General features: G+C 66.9%; 18 protein-coding genes. 8 read left to right on the top strand and 10 right to left on the bottom strand.

Annotated elements, in window-relative coordinates:
• Positions 1-174: 174 nt before the first annotated feature.
• Complete coding sequence (gene dinB / locus QMX81_RS17480; protein WP_282263391.1) at positions 175-1,257, bottom strand: DNA polymerase IV; 1,083 nt, start codon at positions 1,255-1,257, stop codon at positions 175-177.
• A gap of 231 nt (positions 1,258-1,488) precedes the next feature.
• Between dinB and fabA the strand changes: the two genes are divergently transcribed.
• Entirely contained in the window at positions 1,489-2,004 is a 516-nt protein-coding gene (gene fabA / locus QMX81_RS17475; protein WP_070471641.1) for a 3-hydroxyacyl-[acyl-carrier-protein] dehydratase FabA, read from the top strand.
• Positions 2,004-3,212 carry a beta-ketoacyl-ACP synthase I gene (gene fabB, locus QMX81_RS17470; protein WP_282263386.1) on the top strand — a complete coding sequence of 403 codons (1,209 nt, stop codon included), beginning with the start codon at positions 2,004-2,006 and terminating at the stop codon, positions 3,210-3,212. Before fabA ends, fabB begins: the two co-directional genes overlap by 1 nt.
• A 76-nt stretch (positions 3,213-3,288) precedes the next feature.
• Here fabB and QMX81_RS17465 read toward each other — a convergent pair whose 3' ends face one another.
• The 3 genes from QMX81_RS17465 to QMX81_RS17455 are packed head-to-tail and all read right to left on the bottom strand — an operon-like array spanning position 3,289 to position 5,800.
• Positions 3,289-3,981 carry an HAD family phosphatase gene (locus QMX81_RS17465; RefSeq protein ID WP_121042464.1) on the bottom strand — a complete coding sequence of 231 codons (693 nt, stop codon included), beginning with the start codon at positions 3,979-3,981 and terminating at the stop codon, positions 3,289-3,291.
• Positions 3,978-4,682, bottom strand: coding sequence for a pseudouridine synthase (locus tag QMX81_RS17460; protein ID WP_121042462.1), 705 nt, complete (start codon positions 4,680-4,682; stop codon positions 3,978-3,980). The genes QMX81_RS17465 and QMX81_RS17460 overlap by 4 nt, the downstream gene beginning before the upstream one ends.
• Positions 4,679-5,800 (bottom strand): class I SAM-dependent methyltransferase, encoded by a 1,122-nt coding sequence (locus tag QMX81_RS17455; protein WP_152153033.1) that lies wholly within the window; start codon positions 5,798-5,800, stop codon positions 4,679-4,681. Before QMX81_RS17455 ends, QMX81_RS17460 begins: the two co-directional genes overlap by 4 nt.
• A 142-nt stretch (positions 5,801-5,942) precedes the next feature.
• On the opposite strand from QMX81_RS17455, the gene QMX81_RS17450 reads away from it, so the two are divergent.
• Positions 5,943-6,206 carry a hypothetical protein gene (locus QMX81_RS17450; RefSeq protein ID WP_121042458.1) on the top strand — a complete coding sequence of 88 codons (264 nt, stop codon included), beginning with the start codon at positions 5,943-5,945 and terminating at the stop codon, positions 6,204-6,206.
• A gap of 31 nt (positions 6,207-6,237) precedes the next feature.
• Here QMX81_RS17450 and QMX81_RS17445 read toward each other — a convergent pair whose 3' ends face one another.
• Positions 6,238-6,528, bottom strand: coding sequence for a DUF3247 family protein (locus QMX81_RS17445; protein WP_152153031.1), 291 nt, complete (start codon positions 6,526-6,528; stop codon positions 6,238-6,240).
• Between the two features lie 65 nt (positions 6,529-6,593).
• Positions 6,594-8,597 (bottom strand): PAS domain-containing sensor histidine kinase, encoded by a 2,004-nt coding sequence (locus tag QMX81_RS17440; RefSeq protein WP_259462196.1) that lies wholly within the window; start codon positions 8,595-8,597, stop codon positions 6,594-6,596.
• Between the two features lie 217 nt (positions 8,598-8,814).
• On the opposite strand from QMX81_RS17440, the gene QMX81_RS17435 reads away from it, so the two are divergent.
• Entirely contained in the window at positions 8,815-9,381 is a 567-nt protein-coding gene (locus QMX81_RS17435) for a DUF3016 domain-containing protein (RefSeq protein ID WP_282263381.1), read from the top strand.
• 8 nt (positions 9,382-9,389) lie between these two features.
• On the opposite strand, the gene alr is transcribed toward QMX81_RS17435, so the two are convergent.
• On the bottom strand, positions 9,390-10,460 hold the full coding sequence (alr, locus tag QMX81_RS17430) for an alanine racemase (RefSeq protein WP_282263379.1): 1,071 nt from the start codon (positions 10,458-10,460) through the stop codon (positions 9,390-9,392).
• Entirely contained in the window at positions 10,439-11,749 is a 1,311-nt protein-coding gene (locus tag QMX81_RS17425; protein ID WP_282263377.1) for a D-amino acid dehydrogenase, read from the bottom strand. The genes alr and QMX81_RS17425 overlap by 22 nt, the downstream gene beginning before the upstream one ends.
• Positions 11,750-11,898: 149 nt before the next feature.
• Between QMX81_RS17425 and QMX81_RS17420 the strand changes: the two genes are divergently transcribed.
• A complete protein-coding gene (locus QMX81_RS17420) occupies positions 11,899-12,378 on the top strand; it encodes an Lrp/AsnC ligand binding domain-containing protein (RefSeq protein ID WP_046272909.1) in 480 nt (159 codons plus the stop codon).
• An 84-nt stretch (positions 12,379-12,462) separates the two neighbouring features.
• Here the strand turns inward: QMX81_RS17420 and QMX81_RS17415 are convergent, their stop codons facing one another.
• On the bottom strand, positions 12,463-12,633 hold the full coding sequence (locus QMX81_RS17415; protein WP_121042445.1) for a lana protein: 171 nt from the start codon (positions 12,631-12,633) through the stop codon (positions 12,463-12,465).
• Positions 12,634-12,807: 174 nt separating this feature from the next.
• Entirely contained in the window at positions 12,808-13,224 is a 417-nt protein-coding gene (locus QMX81_RS17410; protein WP_121042837.1) for a classical arabinogalactan protein 4, read from the bottom strand.
• Between the two features lie 127 nt (positions 13,225-13,351).
• On the opposite strand from QMX81_RS17410, the gene msrB reads away from it, so the two are divergent.
• The 3 genes from msrB to motB all read left to right on the top strand — a co-directional run bounded on the left by msrB (position 13,352) and on the right by motB (position 15,722).
• Complete coding sequence (msrB, locus tag QMX81_RS17405; protein ID WP_121042443.1) at positions 13,352-13,819, top strand: peptide-methionine (R)-S-oxide reductase MsrB; 468 nt, start codon at positions 13,352-13,354, stop codon at positions 13,817-13,819.
• Positions 13,820-13,910: 91 nt separating this feature from the next.
• Positions 13,911-14,765 (top strand): flagellar motor stator protein MotA, encoded by an 855-nt coding sequence (motA, locus tag QMX81_RS17400; protein WP_088432758.1) that lies wholly within the window; start codon positions 13,911-13,913, stop codon positions 14,763-14,765.
• 9 nt (positions 14,766-14,774) lie between these two features.
• Positions 14,775-15,722: a flagellar motor protein MotB gene (gene motB, locus QMX81_RS17395; protein WP_282263368.1), complete on the top strand. Its 948-nt coding sequence runs from the start codon at positions 14,775-14,777 to the stop codon at positions 15,720-15,722.
• Positions 15,723-15,769 lie beyond the last annotated feature (47 nt).

Below are 15,769 nucleotides of genomic sequence, written 5' to 3'. Positions count from 1 at the left end.
GGGGTATCGGGACCGTGTGTTGCCATGGATGGCAACACACGAGCTTACAGGGACGTACTTGCAGCGGGTCCCGGTACCCCACCCGCGTCGTCCCAAACCCTCATCACCCGAACACCAGCGCATCCGCCGTTGCCGTTGCCGTTGCCGTTGCCGTTGCCGCAAACAGTAAAACCGTCAGCCATCACCAAGATGGTCAAACAACCCCGGCTGGCGAACCACCTCCCGCTCCCGGAATCCCCCCAACCCCACCCCCACCAACCGATACCGCGTCTCCAACGGCAACTCCACCCGCGCCCGCAACCCCAACGCAATATCGCGCAGCGCCTCCAACGAATCCGGCGGCGACTCCGGCGTAAAACTGCGCGTAATGATCCGGAACTGCGACGTCTTCAACTTCAACACCACCGTATGCCCCACGCGGTCCGTCTTGCGCGTCGCCAGCCACGTCTTCTCCGCCAACTGCACGATCGCCGGCGCCAGATCCTCCAGCAGCAGATCCTCGGCGAACGTATCCTCCGACGAGATCGACTGCACCGGCTGATCCGGCTCCACCGGCCGCTCATCCACACCGCGCGCACGATTGAACAACCGTCCCCCAAACGTCCCGAACCGCGCCTCCAGTTCCTCCAGCGGCAGCGCACGCAGATCACCCACCGTCGCCACGCCCAGCTCGGCCAGCTTCGCTGCCATCACCTTGCCCACGCCCGGCACACGGTTCACCGGCAACGGCGTCAGAAACTGCTCGATACGATGCGGTGGCACCACGAACTGCCCGTCCGGCTTGCGCCAATCCGAGGCGATCTTGGCCAGGAACTTGTTCGGCGCGATCCCCGCCGACGCCGTCAGCTGCGTCTCCTCGCGGATCTGCGCGCGGATGATCTGCGCGATCTCCGTCGCCACCGTCATCCCGCCCTTGTGCTCGGTCACATCCAGATAGGCCTCATCCAGCGACAACGGTTCCACCAGATCCGTATGCCGCAGGAAAATCTCGCGTACCTGGCGTGACACCGCCTTGTAGCGGGCGAAATCCGGCGGCACGAACACCGCATCCGGACACAGCCGCTCCGCACGCACCGCAGGCATCGCCGAACGCACGCCAAACACACGCGCCTCGTACGAGGCTGCGCACACCACCGAGCGCATGCCCCGCCACGCCACCACCACCGGTTTGCCCCGCAACGAAGGGTCGTCACGCTGCTCCACGGACGCGTAAAACGCATCCATGTCGACGTGAATGATCTTGCGGGGGCGGGACACGGGCGTTGGCACTCGAATTCAGATGAACAAGATTACAGCCACACGCCGCAGTATGGTTGTTGGATAACAACAACATGCGTTTTTGAACCTGAAAACACTACGGCGGCGTACGGTTAAAACGTTTGATTGAATCACTTTTTCTCATGCACTCTTGAGCACTTGCTTCATGCAAGAGCAGTCGACCTGTGGTCGGCTCACCCCGATGACAACTTCCTCAGGATTGCGTTTTCCATGACTCGTCTCAACGCGTTCTCGCGCGACCAGCTGCTGGCCAGCGCCCGCGGTGAACTGTTCGGCCCGGGCAGCGGCCGCCTGCCCAATGATCCGATGCTGATGTTCGATCGCATCACCGATATCCGCGAGGACGGCGGCCCACACGGCAAAGGCATGGTACGCGCGGAACTGGATATCCGCCCTGACCTGTGGTTCTTCGACTGCCACTTCCTCGGCGACCCGGTCATGCCTGGCTGCCTCGGCCTGGATGCCATGTGGCAGCTGACCGGCTTCTTCCTGACCTGGATCGGTGCGCCCGGCCGTGGCCGCGCCCTGGGCTGCGGCGAAGTCAAATTCACCGGCCAGGTACTGCCGAGCGCCAAGCGCGTTACCTACGAAATCGACATCTCGCGCGTCATCAACCGCAAGCTGGTGATGGCGCAGTCCGACGCCCGCATGCTCGTCGACGGTCGCGAAATCTACTCTGCCAAAGACCTGCGTGTAGGTCTGTTCACTTCCACTGAGAACTTCTGATGCGTCGCGTCGTCATTACCGGAATGGGCATCACGTCGTGCCTGGGCAACGATCTGGACACCGTCTCCTCCGCACTGCGTGAAGGCCGCGCCGGCATCCGCCACCTGCCCGATCATGCCGAAGCCGGCCTGCGCAGCCATGTCGGCGGCAACATCGAGCTGGACCTGGATGCGCAGATCGACCGCAAGGTGAAGCGCTTCATGAGCGATGCCTCGGCGTATGCGTACATCGCCATGCGCGATGCGATCGCCGATGCCGGCCTGGACGAGGCGCAGGTCGCCAACCCGCGGACCGGCCTGATCGCCGGCTCCGGCGGCGGCTCCAGCCAGTGGCAGGTGGAATCGGCCGACATCCTGCGCGCGCGTGGCGTGCGCAAGGTCGGCCCGTACATGGTGCCGCGCACGATGTGCTCCACCGTGTCGGCCTGCCTGGCTACCGCGTTCCAGATCAAGGGCCTGAGCTACTCGCTGTCGGCCGCCTGCGCGACCTCCGCACATTGCATCGGCGCCGCCGCGGATCTGATCCGCCATGGCGCGCAGGACGTGATGTTTGCCGGTGGCGGTGAAGACCTGCACTGGTCGATGAGCGTGATGTTCGATGCGATGGGCGCCCTGTCGACCCGCTTCAACGACACGCCGGCCTCGGCCTCGCGCCCGTACGACAAGGACCGCGACGGCTTCGTCATCGCCGGTGGCGGCGGCATGCTGGTGCTGGAAGACTACGACCACGCCGTGGCCCGTGGCGCACGCATCTATGCCGAGCTGGTCGGTTACGGCGTCACCTCCGACGGTGCCGACATGGTCGCCCCCTCCGGTGAAGGCGCGGTGCGCTGCATGAACATGGCGATGGAGCACATCACCGCCCCGATCGACTACCTCAACACGCATGGCACCTCGACCCCGCTGGGCGACGTCACCGAGCTGAAGGCGGTGCGTGAAGTGTTCGGCGAGAGCATTCCGCCGCTGTCCTCGACCAAGGCGCTGTCGGGCCACTCGCTGGGTGCGGCGAGCGTGCACGAAGCGATCTACTGCCTGCTGATGATGCGCGATGGCTTCATTGCCGGCTCGGCCAACATCGGCGAGCTGGACCCGCTGGTGGAGGGCTTCCCGATCGTGCGCGAGACGCAGCCGGCACAGCTGAACACCGTGATGTCCAACAGCTTTGGCTTTGGCGGCACGAATGCGGCGCTGGTGTTCAGTCGCCTCTGACTGCAGCCCGTGTCCGCATGAAAAAGCCCGGCCATGTGCCGGGCTTTTTCGTGGTCCAAACGGGCAACGCCGTTCGTTACCGCGCGCCGGTCACCGGCAGCAGCGGCACCAACAACTGCCGTGCATCCAGCAGCGAATCCACGATGCGGTGCCCCAGCGCACGCAGTTCCTCATCCGGATGCACCAGGTCCGGCACCTGGATGGCGGTCATGCCCGCACCCACCGCCGCGCGGATGCCCGCCGGGGAGTCTTCCAGCGCCAGGCAGCGCGCCGGGTCCTTGCCCAGCTTCTGCGCGGCCAGCAGGTAGATGTCCGGGGCGGGCTTGGGATGGGACACATCGCTGCTGGTCACCACCACCTCGAAGAACGGCAGCAGCCCAGCGGCGGCCAGCTTGCGCGAGGCACGCGGCTGGCGGGTGGAGGTCGCCACCGCACGCGGAACGCCGTGCTCGTGCAGCAGCTGCAGGATCTCCAGGATGCCGGGGCGCAACGGCAGCCCCTGCTGCGTGCGCGCTTCGTACAGGTCGTGGCAGCGCGCGAACAGCGCGGCGACCTGCTCGGCATTCACCGTCTGCAGCAGCAGACGCTCGCAGTCGCGATCGCCCAGGCCCACCATGCGCAGCCAGAACCCCTCCGGGAACGGCAGCGCCAGTTCCTGTGCGGCCTGCGACCAGCACGCGATCGAGACCCGTTCGCTGTCGATCATCAGACCGTCCATGTCGAAGATGACGGCGTCGGGCAGGAACGGCAGCGCGGCGAAAGCACTCATGGGACGTTGAACAGCGTCTCGAGATCGGCCGCATCCAGCCTGCGCCACTCGCCTTCAGGCAGTTCGCCCAGCGACAGCCCGCCGATGCGACTGCGGTGCAGCGCCTCGACGTGGTTGCCGACCGCCGCGAACATCCGGCGGGCCTGGTGGTAGCGGCCCTCGTGCAGGACCAGCTGCGCCTGGCGCGGGCCGTTCACGTGCAGCTCGGCCGGCAGCAACGGCTTGTCGTCCGATTCCAGCAGCAGACCGCCGCTGGCGAAGCGCGCGGCTTCATCACCGCGCAGGTCTTCGGCCAGGGTGACCTCGTAGGCCTTGTCCAGGCGCGACTTGGGCGACACGATCCGGTGCAGCAGCGCGCCATCGTCGGTCATCAGCAGCATGCCGCTGGTGTCGCGGTCCAGGCGGCCCACTGAAGACAACACCGGCGCGCGGTCGCGGTAACGCGGTGGCAGCAGGTCGTAGATCAGCCGGCCTTTGTCCTTGGTCGAACAGGTGTAGCCGCGCGGCTTGTGCAGCAGCAGGGTCAGCCCCTGCGGCGGGTCCAGCGGCTCGCCTTCGACCCGGATCGCCTCATGCGCGACCGCGTCATCGGCGTAAAGCACCTCGCCCTCGGCATCGGTGATCAGGCCGGCACGGAACATCCCCTGCACCTGCTTGCGGCTGCCATAGCCCAGGTTGGCCAACAGCTTGACCAGCTTCATGCGCGGCCTCCGCGGCCCCACTTCGGCTCGGTGCTGCGCGGCGTGCGGACCGGCGTGGCGCTCTTGCTGGCCTTGGTGGCTTCGATCAGCTTGAAGCCATCGCGCTCGGCGGCCACGCGGACCTGGCCGAAGCTCTCGTTGAGGATCTGCTCGTACGGCAGGTGGCGGTTGGCCACCAGCCACATCCGGCCCCCGGGGCGCAGCGCCTGCGCGGCCACGGCGATGAAGCGCTGGCCGATGTCGGGGCGATCCGCGCGCGACGGGGTGTGGAACGGCGGGTTGGTCACGATGAAGTCGTACTCGCCCTCGATCCCGGCGGTGACGTCCTGCCAGTGATAGGCCAGCGCCGCCGGCTTGCCGAGCGCGGCGAGGTTCTCGCGGGCCAGCGCCAGCGCGCGGCCTTCGGCCTCATACAGGTCCAGCGCGGTCACGTTCGGGCAGCGCGCCAGCACTTCGGCCGAGAGATAACCGAAGCCGGCGCCCAGATCGGCGCCACGCCCGGCCAGATCGGCCGGCAGCTGCTCCACCAGCAGCGCCGAGGCGGGATCGATGCGGTCCCAGGCGAAGATGCCGGGGCGGCTCTGGAAGCGGCCGCCAAGGATCGCGCGCGGCGCGTCCAGGGTTGCCCAGCGCTGCGCGAGCGCGGCGTCGTGCTGGCCGTTGAGCGGCGCCGTCCAGTAGGCACGGCAGTGGTTCTTGGTCAGCTTGCCGCCGAGGCCGGCCAGCTGCTGCAGGTCGCCTTCGCCGGAGCGGGCGCCTTCGTTGTTGTGCTGGCAGGCCACCACGATGCCGCCCGGGGCGGTCAGGGCCAGCGCACGGGCGAACAGGGCCTTGGCTTCCTCGCGCTGGCGCGGCGGCAGCACCAGCACCACGGCGTAGCGGGTGGCATCGCCGGCCAGCTGCTGCTCGTCACGCACGGTCCAGCCGCTGGCTTCCAAGGCGTCGGCAAACGGACGGAAGCTCTGCTCGCAGACCAGCTGCGCCGGCTGGGCGTGCTCGCGCAGCGGTGCGCCATCGCGGGCGCGCAGGAACAGCACGGGGCCGGCCGGCCAGGACAGTGCGCCACTGGCGAACGGCAGGAACAGGGTTTCCAGGGGAGCGTCGTGCTGGGCAGCCATGCGGGGGCACATCTTGAAAAGAGGCCGCCATTCTACCGGTTCGCCCCGCCCCACCCGGATTTGCGTTTATTCAACGTCCTGTTGATGCCCTGACAACATCCAAACCGGCAGGGTGGAGCCTCACTTCCCGTGGAGATGGCTCATGCGTGCATTGTTTGTCGGTGGCGTAGTCGACAACAGCGAGATGGACATGGAGGGCAGCCAGCCACCGGTGCATTACCCCGAAGACACCGGCGGCGGCCATTCCCGCTACCGCCTGCATCAGGTCGGCAAGACCGCCGATGGCAGCGTGGCCTATGCGGTGTATGGCGCCCCGGACCTGGCCGATGAAGAGGTAGCCCGGATCGCCGATGAACGGGCCTACGCGCGCCGCTTCGAGGCCGAACCCAGCGAATTCACCCACTGAGCCCTGCCCCACCCGCACCTGCCCGCCGCGATCACTCGCGGTAGGGCAGCTGCCGGATGGCGGTGATCTGGTCCAGCCACACCACGTGCTGCTGCACCGGGGTATCCAGATCGTCCAACCGCAGTTGGCCATTGCTCCCTTCGTTCTCCTCGGCGTCGCGGTACTGCTGCAGCGTCGGCTGCACCGCGACGGTGCCCAGCAGGCGGCTGCCATCCTCAAGCGTGAGTTCGACCTGGGTCTGGCCGTGCAGCTGTGGCAGCAGGGCTTCCAGCGCCGCGATGGCGGTCGGATCGGTATGGATGCGGGGGGCGTAACGGGACATGGCGACTCCTGTGGCGTACGCCCCAGTGTGCCCGCGGCGGCGTCAACACGCCGCCAACGCAGGACTCAGCGCGTACCGCTCAGGACACCGCGTACAGCGGCGACCAGCTGCGCCACCGAATACGGCTTGGCCACATGCTCCTGGAAGCCCGACGCCAACGCACGCTTGCGGTCGTCCGCACGTGCCAGCGCCGTCACCGCGACAGCAGGCAATGCCTCCGGCTCGACGCCCATGTTGTCGCGCAGGGTGCGTACCAGCCCGTAACCATCCATGCCGGGCATGCCGATATCGGTCAGCAGCGCATCGATGCCGTCATGGCCATTCTCATTGAGCAGCGCCAGCGCCTCGCCGGCGGAGGAGGCCGTGGTGACCGAGGCCCCCTGCTCTTCTAGCAGCCGCCGCAGGTACTCCAGCACTTCGGGCTGGTCTTCCACGGCCAGCAGATGCAGGCCCTTGAGCGGATACGGCTCGATGATCTGCTCGGTGATCGGGCCGCTGAATACTTCGCGCAACGGGCGGCCATCGGCCTGCGGCTGATAGCGCGGCAGGCGCACGTTGAAGCTGGCCCCGTGCCCGTGGCCGTCGCTGCTGGCCGCCACCGCGCCGCCGTGCAGTTCCACCAGCTGTTGCACGATCGCCAGCCCCAGCCCCAATCCGCCGTGGCGGCGTGTGGTGGTGCCGTCGGCCTGGCGGAACCGGCTGAACAGATGGCGCAGGAACTCCGGCGCAATGCCGTCACCGGAATCGGTCACGGTGATCGACCAATGCCCGCCATCGGCAGCCAGGGTCAGCACCACGCGCCCCTCGGCCGGGGTGAATTTGATCGCGTTGGAGAGCAGGTTCCACAGCACCTGCTGCAGGCGTGTGGCGTCGCCGAGCACCAGGCAGGGCTCGTCAGGCATCACCAGCTCCATCGACAACGCTTTGCCTTCGGCGACCAGCTCCTGCGCGCGCATCGCCTCTTCCAGCTGCGCACGCAGATCCAGCATTTCCACTTCCAGCTGCACCTTGCCCAGCAACATGCTGCTGAGGTCCAGCATGTCCGAGATCAGCCGCTTCTGCGCCATCGCACTGTTGGCGATCACGCCCAGGCCCTTGTACATCGGGCTGGTGTTGTCGATGCGCTGCAGCAGCAGTTCGCTCCAGCCCAGGATGGTGGTCAGCGGGGTACGCAGCTCGTGCGAGAGCGTGGCCAGGAATTCATCCTTCAACCGCGCCATGTTCTCGGCCGCGCTGCGCGCCGCACGTTCGGACTGCAGCAGTTCCTCGCGCGCCATTTCGATCTCGCGGCGCTCGGTCACATCCGGACTGCTGCCGGCCAGGCCGATGAAACGGCCCATCCGCGAGAAGCGCGGCCGCGCGTTCATTTCCAGCCAGCGCCATTGGCCATCGGCGCGGCGGCCGCGGACCAGCGCATGCATGGAGCGCTGTGATTTCAGCGCCTCCTGCAGTTCGTAATCGAACACCGAAGCATCGTCGGGATGCACCAGGCCACGCCAGACATCATCCGGCACGCGCTGCTCATCGCCTCCAAAAAACTCGCTGAAGGCACTGTTGACGAAGCGCGAATGGCCGCGCTCATCCAGCACCCAGACCGGCATCGGCAGGCCATCGGCCAGCGCGCTGAAGCGCGCCTCGCTTTCGGCCAGTTCCACCTCGATGTGCTTGCGATTGGTGATGTCGAAGAACACCACGGCCACCAGAGGCTCGTCAGGCTCGCCCACGCTGACCGCTTCCACCGAGTACCACCGGTTCAGCGCGCGCGCTTCCATCTCGAACTGCCGTGCCTGCCCGCTGCGCGCCACCTCGCCATAGGTGCGGTACCAGTCGGATTCATGGCCGGGTTGCAGGCTGCTCATCCGTTGTCCGCAGACGTTGCTCAGCCCGGTATTGCGTGAAAAGGCCTCGTTGACCTCGACAAACCGGTAGTCCACACCCACCCCGGCATCGTCGAAGATCACTTCGATGATGCAGAACCCCGCATTCAGGCGCTCAAGTACCGTGCGATACAGGGCCGGATCCGGCGATGAAGCCAGGAAGGAGGCGCGTTCCAACGTAGAGGTGGGCAGGCTGGGCAAGGGCGTCAATGAGGCAACTGGCGAAACAGAGGAGGACAGGATCGGCCAACGCGCGTATTCGCAGCGTCAAGCGCCGTGGGTCGGGGGCGGCCTGGGTGAATTGGCGCCAACCGCAGAGGCGGAGCATACACGCGTGGATTGTCCCTCACCCGGATCAGGATCACACTGGGTGCCTGATCCCACTTGTGATCGCGACCCAGGAGTTGTCATGAACCGCACATCCCTGATCGCCGGGGCCCTGGCCGGCCTGCTGCTCATCGGCAGCGCCGCGGCGGCCCCGCGCACCGTGACCGACCCGCAGGCCCCGCGCGCCCTCAAGGCGGAGGGTCCTGTCCAGGTGACGTGGACCGACCCGGCCCAGTTCACCGAGATCCGCCTGAGCAACAACCGCTTTGAAGCCGAACGCGGTGACTGGGTGCAGCAGCTGGCCAAGTATGTGCAGACCACCGCCAGCAAGGCGCTGCAGCCCGGCCAGACCCTGGAGGTGACCTTCACCGACATCAAGCGCGCCGGCGATTACGAGCCGTGGCACGGCCCGCGCGCCAATGACATCCGGGTGATGCGCGATATCTACCCCCCGCGCGTGACCCTGACCTACATCCTGAAGGATGCACAGGGCAAGGTGATCGGCGAAGGCGAGCGCAAGCTGCAGGACACCGGCTACCTGCACAACATCGGCCGGCAGAGCGACACCGATCCGCTGCGCTACGAGAAGCGCCTGCTGGATGATTGGATCCGGCGCGATCTGCGCAATGAGGCCACGGCGAGTACCTGAGCCATCCCTCAGCCGGTGTACTCGCGCACCACCCGCTTCACGCCGCACGGCAGCTGGTAGGCGCTGACCCCGCACAGCGGCGCCAGGGCCTCGATGCGCGGCGCATCGCCCCACAGTGTCACCGTGCTGCCGATCCCGGCCTGCGGCAGGTGGGTGAGATCCACGGTGAGCATGTCCATCGAGACACGACCGATCACGATGCCGGACTGGCCGTCGATGCGCACCGGGGTGCCGTTGGGCGCGAACTGCGGGTAGCCATCGGCATAGCCGAGTGCCACGACGCCGACCCGGGTCGGCCGCTGCGCGACGAAGCGCGCGCCATAGCCGACCGGCTCGCCGACCGCGATGTCGCGCACGGCAAAGATTTTCGACCGCATGGTCATCACCGGGCGCAGCCGCTCGGTCAGCGCCGTATGCGCCGGCATCGGGTTGATCCCGTACAGCATCAGGCCCGGGCGCACCCAGTCACTGCGCACCTCCGGCCAGCCCAGCAGCGCCGGCGAGTTGCACAGGCTGGTCTGCCCGGCCAGGCCTTCGATGGCGGCGGCAAAGACGTCGGCCTGCTCGCGGGTGCGCGGGCTGTCCAGTTCGTCGGCACGCGCCATGTGGGTCATCAGCACCATCGGCCCGACATGCGCCAGCGCACTGAGCGTGGCGTGCGCGGCGCGGAACTCGTCAGGCCACAGGCCCAGGCGATGCATGCCACTGTCCAGCTTCAACCACACGGTGAGCGTGGCGGTGGTCTGGAACGCGGCGACCGCCTCGACCTGCCACGGTGCGCCAACGGCGAACCACAGGTCGTGCTCGACGATCAGCGGCAGTTCGCCGGCATCGAAGAAGCCCTCCAGCAGCAGGATCGGGCCGGTGATGCCGGCCGCCCGTAGTTCCAGCGCTTCCTCGATGCAGGCCACGCCGAACGCATCGGCATCGGCGTGCAGCGCGCGCGCGCAGCGCACTGCACCGTGCCCGTAGGCATCGGCCTTGATCACGGCCACGGCCTTGCCGCCTCCCAGTTCGCGTGCCAGCCGGTAATTGCTGCGCAGCGCGTCCAGATCAATCAACGCACGGGCTGGGCGCATGAACTCGGCTCACGGTGACGGACGGACGCGGCATGGTGGGTGTAGCGGAAGATATCCAGGCCTTCGGTGCTGATCTGCGGCTGGCGGGCATCCATCAGGTCGGCCAGGTAGCGGCCGGAGCCGCAGGCCATGGTCCACCCCAGGGTGCCGTGGCCGGTATTGAGGAACAGGTTGCGGTACGGCGTGGCGCCGACCACCGGGGTACCGTCCGGCGTGGCGGGGCGCAGGCCGGTCCAGAACTCGGCGCGCGACAGGTCGCCGCCGTCCGGATAGAGGTCGCGCACGACCTTCTCCAGCGTGGCGCGGCGGCGCGGCGAGAGCGACAGGTCGAACCCGCCCACCTCGGCCATGCCACCCACGCGGATGCGGTCGTCGAAACGGGTCACGGCCACCTTGTAGCTTTCATCCAGGATGGTCGAGGTCGGGGCCATCGCAGGATCCGTGATCGGCAGCGTCAGCGAGTAGCCCTTGAGCGGGTACACCGGCAGCTGCAGGCCCAGCGGCGCAACCAGCGACGGCGAATAGCTGCCCAGTGCGACCACGTAGTGATCGGCGGTTTCCAGCCTGCCGTCGATGCGTACACCGGTGATGCGGTTGCCATCGCTCTGCAGGCCCGCGATGTCCTGGTCGAAACGGAATTCGACCCCGGCATCGACGCACATCTGCGCCAGGCGACGGGTGAACAGCTGGCAATCGCCGGTCTGGTCGCGCGGCAGGCGCAGCGCGCCGACCAGCTTGTCGGCCACGCCCGCCAGTGCCGGTTCGTAAGCGATGATGCCGTCGCGGTCGAGCACCTCATACGGCACGCCGTACTGGGCCAGCACTTCGATGTCCTGCGCGGAGGCATCCAGCTGCTGCTGGGTACGGAACAGCTGGGTCGTGCCCAGGTCGCGGCCTTCGAACGCGATACCGGTCTCTCGGCGCAGCTCGTTGAGGCAATCGCGGCTGTATTCGGACATGCGCACCATGCGCGCTTTGTTGATCGCATAACGCTCATGCGTGCAGTTGCGCAGCATCTGCGCCAGCCAACGGTACTGGTGCCAGTCCAGGCCCGGGCGGATCGCCAGCGGGGCATGTTCGGAGAACAGCCACTTGACCGCCTTGAGCGGCACGCCGGGCGCGGCCCATGGCGAGGTGTAGCCGAACGACAGCTGGCCTGCGTTGGCGAAACTGGTTTCCAGCGCCGGACCGGGCTGGCGGTCGACCACCGTGACTTCAAACCCGGCCTGCCGCAGGTACCAGGCACTGGTCGTGCCGATCACACCGCTGCCAAGGACTAGAACGCGCATGACACCCCTCCAACCCGATCATTCCCTGCGCAGGAGCACGCCGGGACCATAATTGAGGAAGTATAGTCAGCCGCAACCAATCAATTCGCCTGTTTTTCCAGCATCAGGCAGGGTATTGTCTCGCCAACATCCTCGAGAGGCTGACGCCGATGGCCACGCGCGCCCGCGAACTGGACAAGATCGACCGCAAGATCCTGCGCATCCTGCAGGCCGAGGGCCGGATCTCCTTCACCGAACTGGGCGAGCGGGTCGGGTTGTCGACCACGCCGTGCACCGAGCGCGTGCGCCGGCTGGAGCGCGACGGGGCCATCACCGGCTACTACGCCAAGCTCGATCCGCATTACCTCAAGGCCAGCCTGCTGGTGTTCGTGGAGATCAGCCTGGCCTACAAATCCGGCGACATCTTCGAAGAGTTCCGGCGCGCGGCGTTGAAGCTGCCCAATGTGCTGGAATGCCATCTGGTCTCGGGCGACTTCGACTACCTGCTCAAGGCGCGCATCAGCGAGATGGCCTCGTACCGCAAGCTGCTCGGCAGCACGCTGCTGACCCTGCCGCACGTGCGTGAATCCAAGAGCTACATCGTGATGGAAGAGGTGAAGGAAACCTTGACCCTGCCGATTCCCGATTGAGCCGGTCGCGTGCTGAGCTGCGTGGCTGAAACGCAAAAGGCGGCGCGCATGTGCGCACCGCCTTCGTTCATTGCGCCAAGCGCATCAGCGCTGCTGTTTCTGGTCCTGATGCTTCTGGTCCTGCTGCTTGCCGCCCTTCTGATTCTGCTGGTCCCACTGCTGCTGGTTCTGCTGGCCGGGCTTCTGGTTCTGTTGCTGACTGCCCTGCTGCTCCTGCGGCGTCTTGCCGGGACTGCGGTTCTGCTGGTTAGCCATGATTGCACTCTTCTCGAAAAACCTCGGGGGATGCGCCTGTGTTGCGGCGCGTGTACAGGGTCCCGCCGATCCGGTTAATCACAGGCGAAAAAACAGTGAGGCCTTGCGTTGACGGGGATGACTGCGCGGGCAGCGATGTAAACCATTCATGTTGCCGGCCTGCCACTCCAGCACTCAGGGCTTGATCTGTTGGCCGTCACCGCTGGGGACGGCGTCGTAATAGCGGCCGGTGCGGGTATCAAGCACGCGGTTCGGGCCTACCTGCTTGACCCCCGGAAGGATCCGGCCGTGGCGGTCGTAGACCTTGCTCTGCACGGCCGGACCCTGCATCGGTGCGGGCTGCGCCGGGCCTTTGCTTTGGATCGGGTGCGTGCGCAGTTGCTGCTGGGTCTGCGAGGACGACTTCACCGGGGCCATCCTGTCGGACAGGCTGTCGACCGGCACCGGTTGCACGGCCGGGGGCTGTGGCGCGCGCTGCGGCGTGACCACCGGCCGCGTCGCGGTGGGGGTGGGCGGCGGGCCGATCTGCGCCGCCGCGGTCAACGGCAGCAGCACCAGCAAGGCAGCGGCGAGGCGACGTGGGCGGTACATGGCGATCTCCCGGCGGCGGTTCAGGTCTTCACCATGCACCGCCACGGGTATCAGCACGATGAATGTCGCCAGCTTGGAACGCCCCGCCCACGACCCAATGTACAGTGCATCCCCACGAGGACTGCCCATGACCGTTTTCGACCTTTCCCCGCCTACCGACGCCCAGCGCCAGGCCTTGGTGGCCGGCCTCAGCGCCGATGAGCAGCGCGTGCTGCTGCATCACGGCACCGAAGCACCGTTCTGCGGGGTCTTCCTGGACAACAAGCAGGACGGGGTCTACGGCTGCCGGTTGTGCGGCCTGCCGCTGTTCCGCTCCAGCACCAAGTTCGACTCCGGCACCGGCTGGCCGAGCTTCTTCGCGCCCTTCGATCCGGCCCATGTCCGCGAGATCCGCGACGCCAGCCATGGCATGGTCCGCACCGAGATCGTCTGTGCGCGGTGTGACAGCCATCTCGGCCATGTTTTCCCGGATGGCCCGCCGCCGACCCATGAACGCCACTGCCTGAACTCGGTCTCGCTATCGTTCACGCCCAACGGACAGGCCTATCCGGATCCGTTGCAGCGCGGTGGTGCGGAAGCCGAGCCGGCCGCCTGAATCCGGAAAAGTGTGACATCGAGCGACCGCCCCCCTTCAGAAAAGGTGTGAAGGGGCCGACATGGAGGTATCCCCTTCCCGCGTCGGCCCCATGCTCATCATCGTTGGACTTCTCGTCGTCATCCTCAGCGTGCTGGGCGGCTATGTCGGCGCGCACGGCAAACTCGGCGCGCTGTGGCAGCCCTATGAACTGGTGATCATCGGCGGTGCGGCGCTGGGCGCGTTCCTGGTCGGCACCCCGGTCAAAACCGTGAAGCAGACCCTGCAGGCCACCGTGGGCGTGTTCAAGGGCCCGCGCTACAAGCAGCAGGACTACATCGACGTCCTCAGCCTGCTCTACGAACTGCTCAACAAGGCGCGGCGCGAAGGCTTCATGGCGCTGGAAGACCACGTCGAGCGCCCGGCCGAGAGCAGCATCTTCGCCAATTACCCCAAGGTGCAGGCCGACCACCACCTGGTCGACTTCATCACCGATTGCCTGCGCCTGATGATCGGCAGCAACATCGAGCCGCACGAGCTGGAACCGCTGCTGGAGCTGGAGCTGGAGAAGCACCACGGCGAGGCGATGCAGCCGGCCGCCGTGCTCAACAAGGTCGCCGACGGCCTGCCTGGCTTCGGCATCGTCGCCGCAGTGCTGGGCATCGTGATCACGATGGGTTCGATCGGCGGGGAAATCACCGAGGTCGGTGCGCACGTCGCCGGCGCGCTGGTCGGTACCTTCCTGGGCATCCTGCTGGCCTATGGCTTCGTCGGCCCGCTGGCCTCGGCCGTGGAAGCCCGTGCCGAACAGGACGCGCGCATCTACGAATCGGTCAAGACCGCCCTGCTGGCCTGCCTGCGCGGCTACAACCCGAAGATCGCGCTGGAATTCGCCCGCAAGACCCTGCCGTCCAACGTGCGCCCGGGCTTCAGCGAGTTCGAACAGCACCTCAAGACGGTCAAGTAAGGCAGCGCCATGGCCGAGACCAAACCCACCGTCATCGTCCGCCGGGTCAAGAAGGCCGGCCACGCCGCGCACCATGGCGGTGCCTGGAAGGTGGCCTATGCCGACTTCGTGACCGCGATGATGGCCTTCTTCCTGGTGCTGTGGCTGATGGCTGCCACCAGCAAGCCCGAGCGCGCGGCGATCTCCGAGTACTTCCGCAACCCCAGCCCGCTGGCCGGCAGCAGTTCCACCCCGGCCCCGGGCATGGCCGGCCCGGGCGGCGCCAGTACCTCGATGATCAAGCTGGGCGGCGCGACCGACATCTCGCGCGGCAACAGCAACGATCCCTTCCAGAACCAGCAGGCCTCCAGGCCGGTGCCGCAGGAAGACGAGCGCGAGCGCGAAAAACGCCAGCTGGAAGCGCTCAAGCAGGAGCTGGAAGAAGCGATCAGCAAGAGCCAGGCACTGGAGCCGTTCAAGGACCAGCTGCTGCTCGACCTCACTCCCGAAGGCCTGCGCATCCAGATCGTGGACAAGCAGAACCGCCCGATGTTCGACATGGGCAGCGCCTCGCTCAAGCCGTATACGCGCGAGATCCTGCGCGAGCTGTCGCAGTTCATCAATCACGTGCCGAACCGGATCAGCATCACCGGCCATACCGATATCACCGCCTACAACGCCGCCCACGGCTACAGCAACTGGGAGCTCAGTGCCGACCGCGCCAACGCCGCCCGGCGGGCGCTGCTGGATGGCGGCATGACCGAAGACAAGGTGACCCGTGTGGTCGGCCTGTCCTCCTCGGTGCTGTTCGACAAGACCCAGCCGGACAACCCGATCAACCGCCGGATCAGCATCGTGGTGATGACCAAGGCGGCAGAAGCGGCGGCCCTGGCCGGTGCCGGGCAGGAAGTGGCGCTGTCGCCCACCGCTGCCGACGCCGATATCCAGGCGACGCTGGCGCCGGCTGTCGCGCCTTGAGCGGCGCGGCGGCAGCGGCAGAGGGAAATTCAGGGAATCCGTGGAGC

It is taken from the genome of Stenotrophomonas sp. PS02301, from assembly GCF_029959485.1.
Lineage (GTDB): Bacteria > Pseudomonadota > Gammaproteobacteria > Xanthomonadales > Xanthomonadaceae > Stenotrophomonas > Stenotrophomonas maltophilia_Z.
The sequence above is the reverse complement of the archived record's forward strand: the minus strand, read 5'-3'. Positions and strand labels throughout refer to the sequence as shown.

Excerpts from the sequence above, each read along its gene's own strand:
- QMX81_RS17450 (WP_121042458.1), top strand. The coding sequence starts at position 5,943 with ATGCGTGCATTGTTTGTCGGTGGCGTAGTCGACAACAGCGAGATGGAC.
- QMX81_RS17425 (WP_282263377.1), bottom strand. The coding sequence starts at position 11,749 with ATGCGCGTTCTAGTCCTTGGCAGCGGTGTGATCGGCACGACCAGTGCC.
- fabA (WP_070471641.1), top strand. The coding sequence starts at position 1,489 with ATGACTCGTCTCAACGCGTTCTCGCGCGACCAGCTGCTGGCCAGCGCC.
- fabB (WP_282263386.1), top strand. The coding sequence starts at position 2,004 with ATGCGTCGCGTCGTCATTACCGGAATGGGCATCACGTCGTGCCTGGGC.
- motA (WP_088432758.1), top strand. The coding sequence starts at position 13,911 with ATGCTCATCATCGTTGGACTTCTCGTCGTCATCCTCAGCGTGCTGGGC.
- motB (WP_282263368.1), top strand. The coding sequence starts at position 14,775 with ATGGCCGAGACCAAACCCACCGTCATCGTCCGCCGGGTCAAGAAGGCC.
- alr (WP_282263379.1), bottom strand. The coding sequence starts at position 10,460 with ATGCGCCCAGCCCGTGCGTTGATTGATCTGGACGCGCTGCGCAGCAAT.
- msrB (WP_121042443.1), top strand. The coding sequence starts at position 13,352 with ATGACCGTTTTCGACCTTTCCCCGCCTACCGACGCCCAGCGCCAGGCC.
- QMX81_RS17445 (WP_152153031.1), bottom strand. The coding sequence starts at position 6,528 with ATGTCCCGTTACGCCCCCCGCATCCATACCGATCCGACCGCCATCGCG.
- QMX81_RS17460 (WP_121042462.1), bottom strand. The coding sequence starts at position 4,682 with ATGAAGCTGGTCAAGCTGTTGGCCAACCTGGGCTATGGCAGCCGCAAG.
- QMX81_RS17435 (WP_282263381.1), top strand. The coding sequence starts at position 8,815 with ATGAACCGCACATCCCTGATCGCCGGGGCCCTGGCCGGCCTGCTGCTC.
- QMX81_RS17410 (WP_121042837.1), bottom strand. The coding sequence starts at position 13,224 with ATGTACCGCCCACGTCGCCTCGCCGCTGCCTTGCTGGTGCTGCTGCCG.
- QMX81_RS17455 (WP_152153033.1), bottom strand. The coding sequence starts at position 5,800 with ATGGCTGCCCAGCACGACGCTCCCCTGGAAACCCTGTTCCTGCCGTTC.
- QMX81_RS17420 (WP_046272909.1), top strand. The coding sequence starts at position 11,899 with ATGGCCACGCGCGCCCGCGAACTGGACAAGATCGACCGCAAGATCCTG.
- QMX81_RS17415 (WP_121042445.1), bottom strand. The coding sequence starts at position 12,633 with ATGGCTAACCAGCAGAACCGCAGTCCCGGCAAGACGCCGCAGGAGCAG.
- QMX81_RS17465 (WP_121042464.1), bottom strand. The coding sequence starts at position 3,981 with ATGAGTGCTTTCGCCGCGCTGCCGTTCCTGCCCGACGCCGTCATCTTC.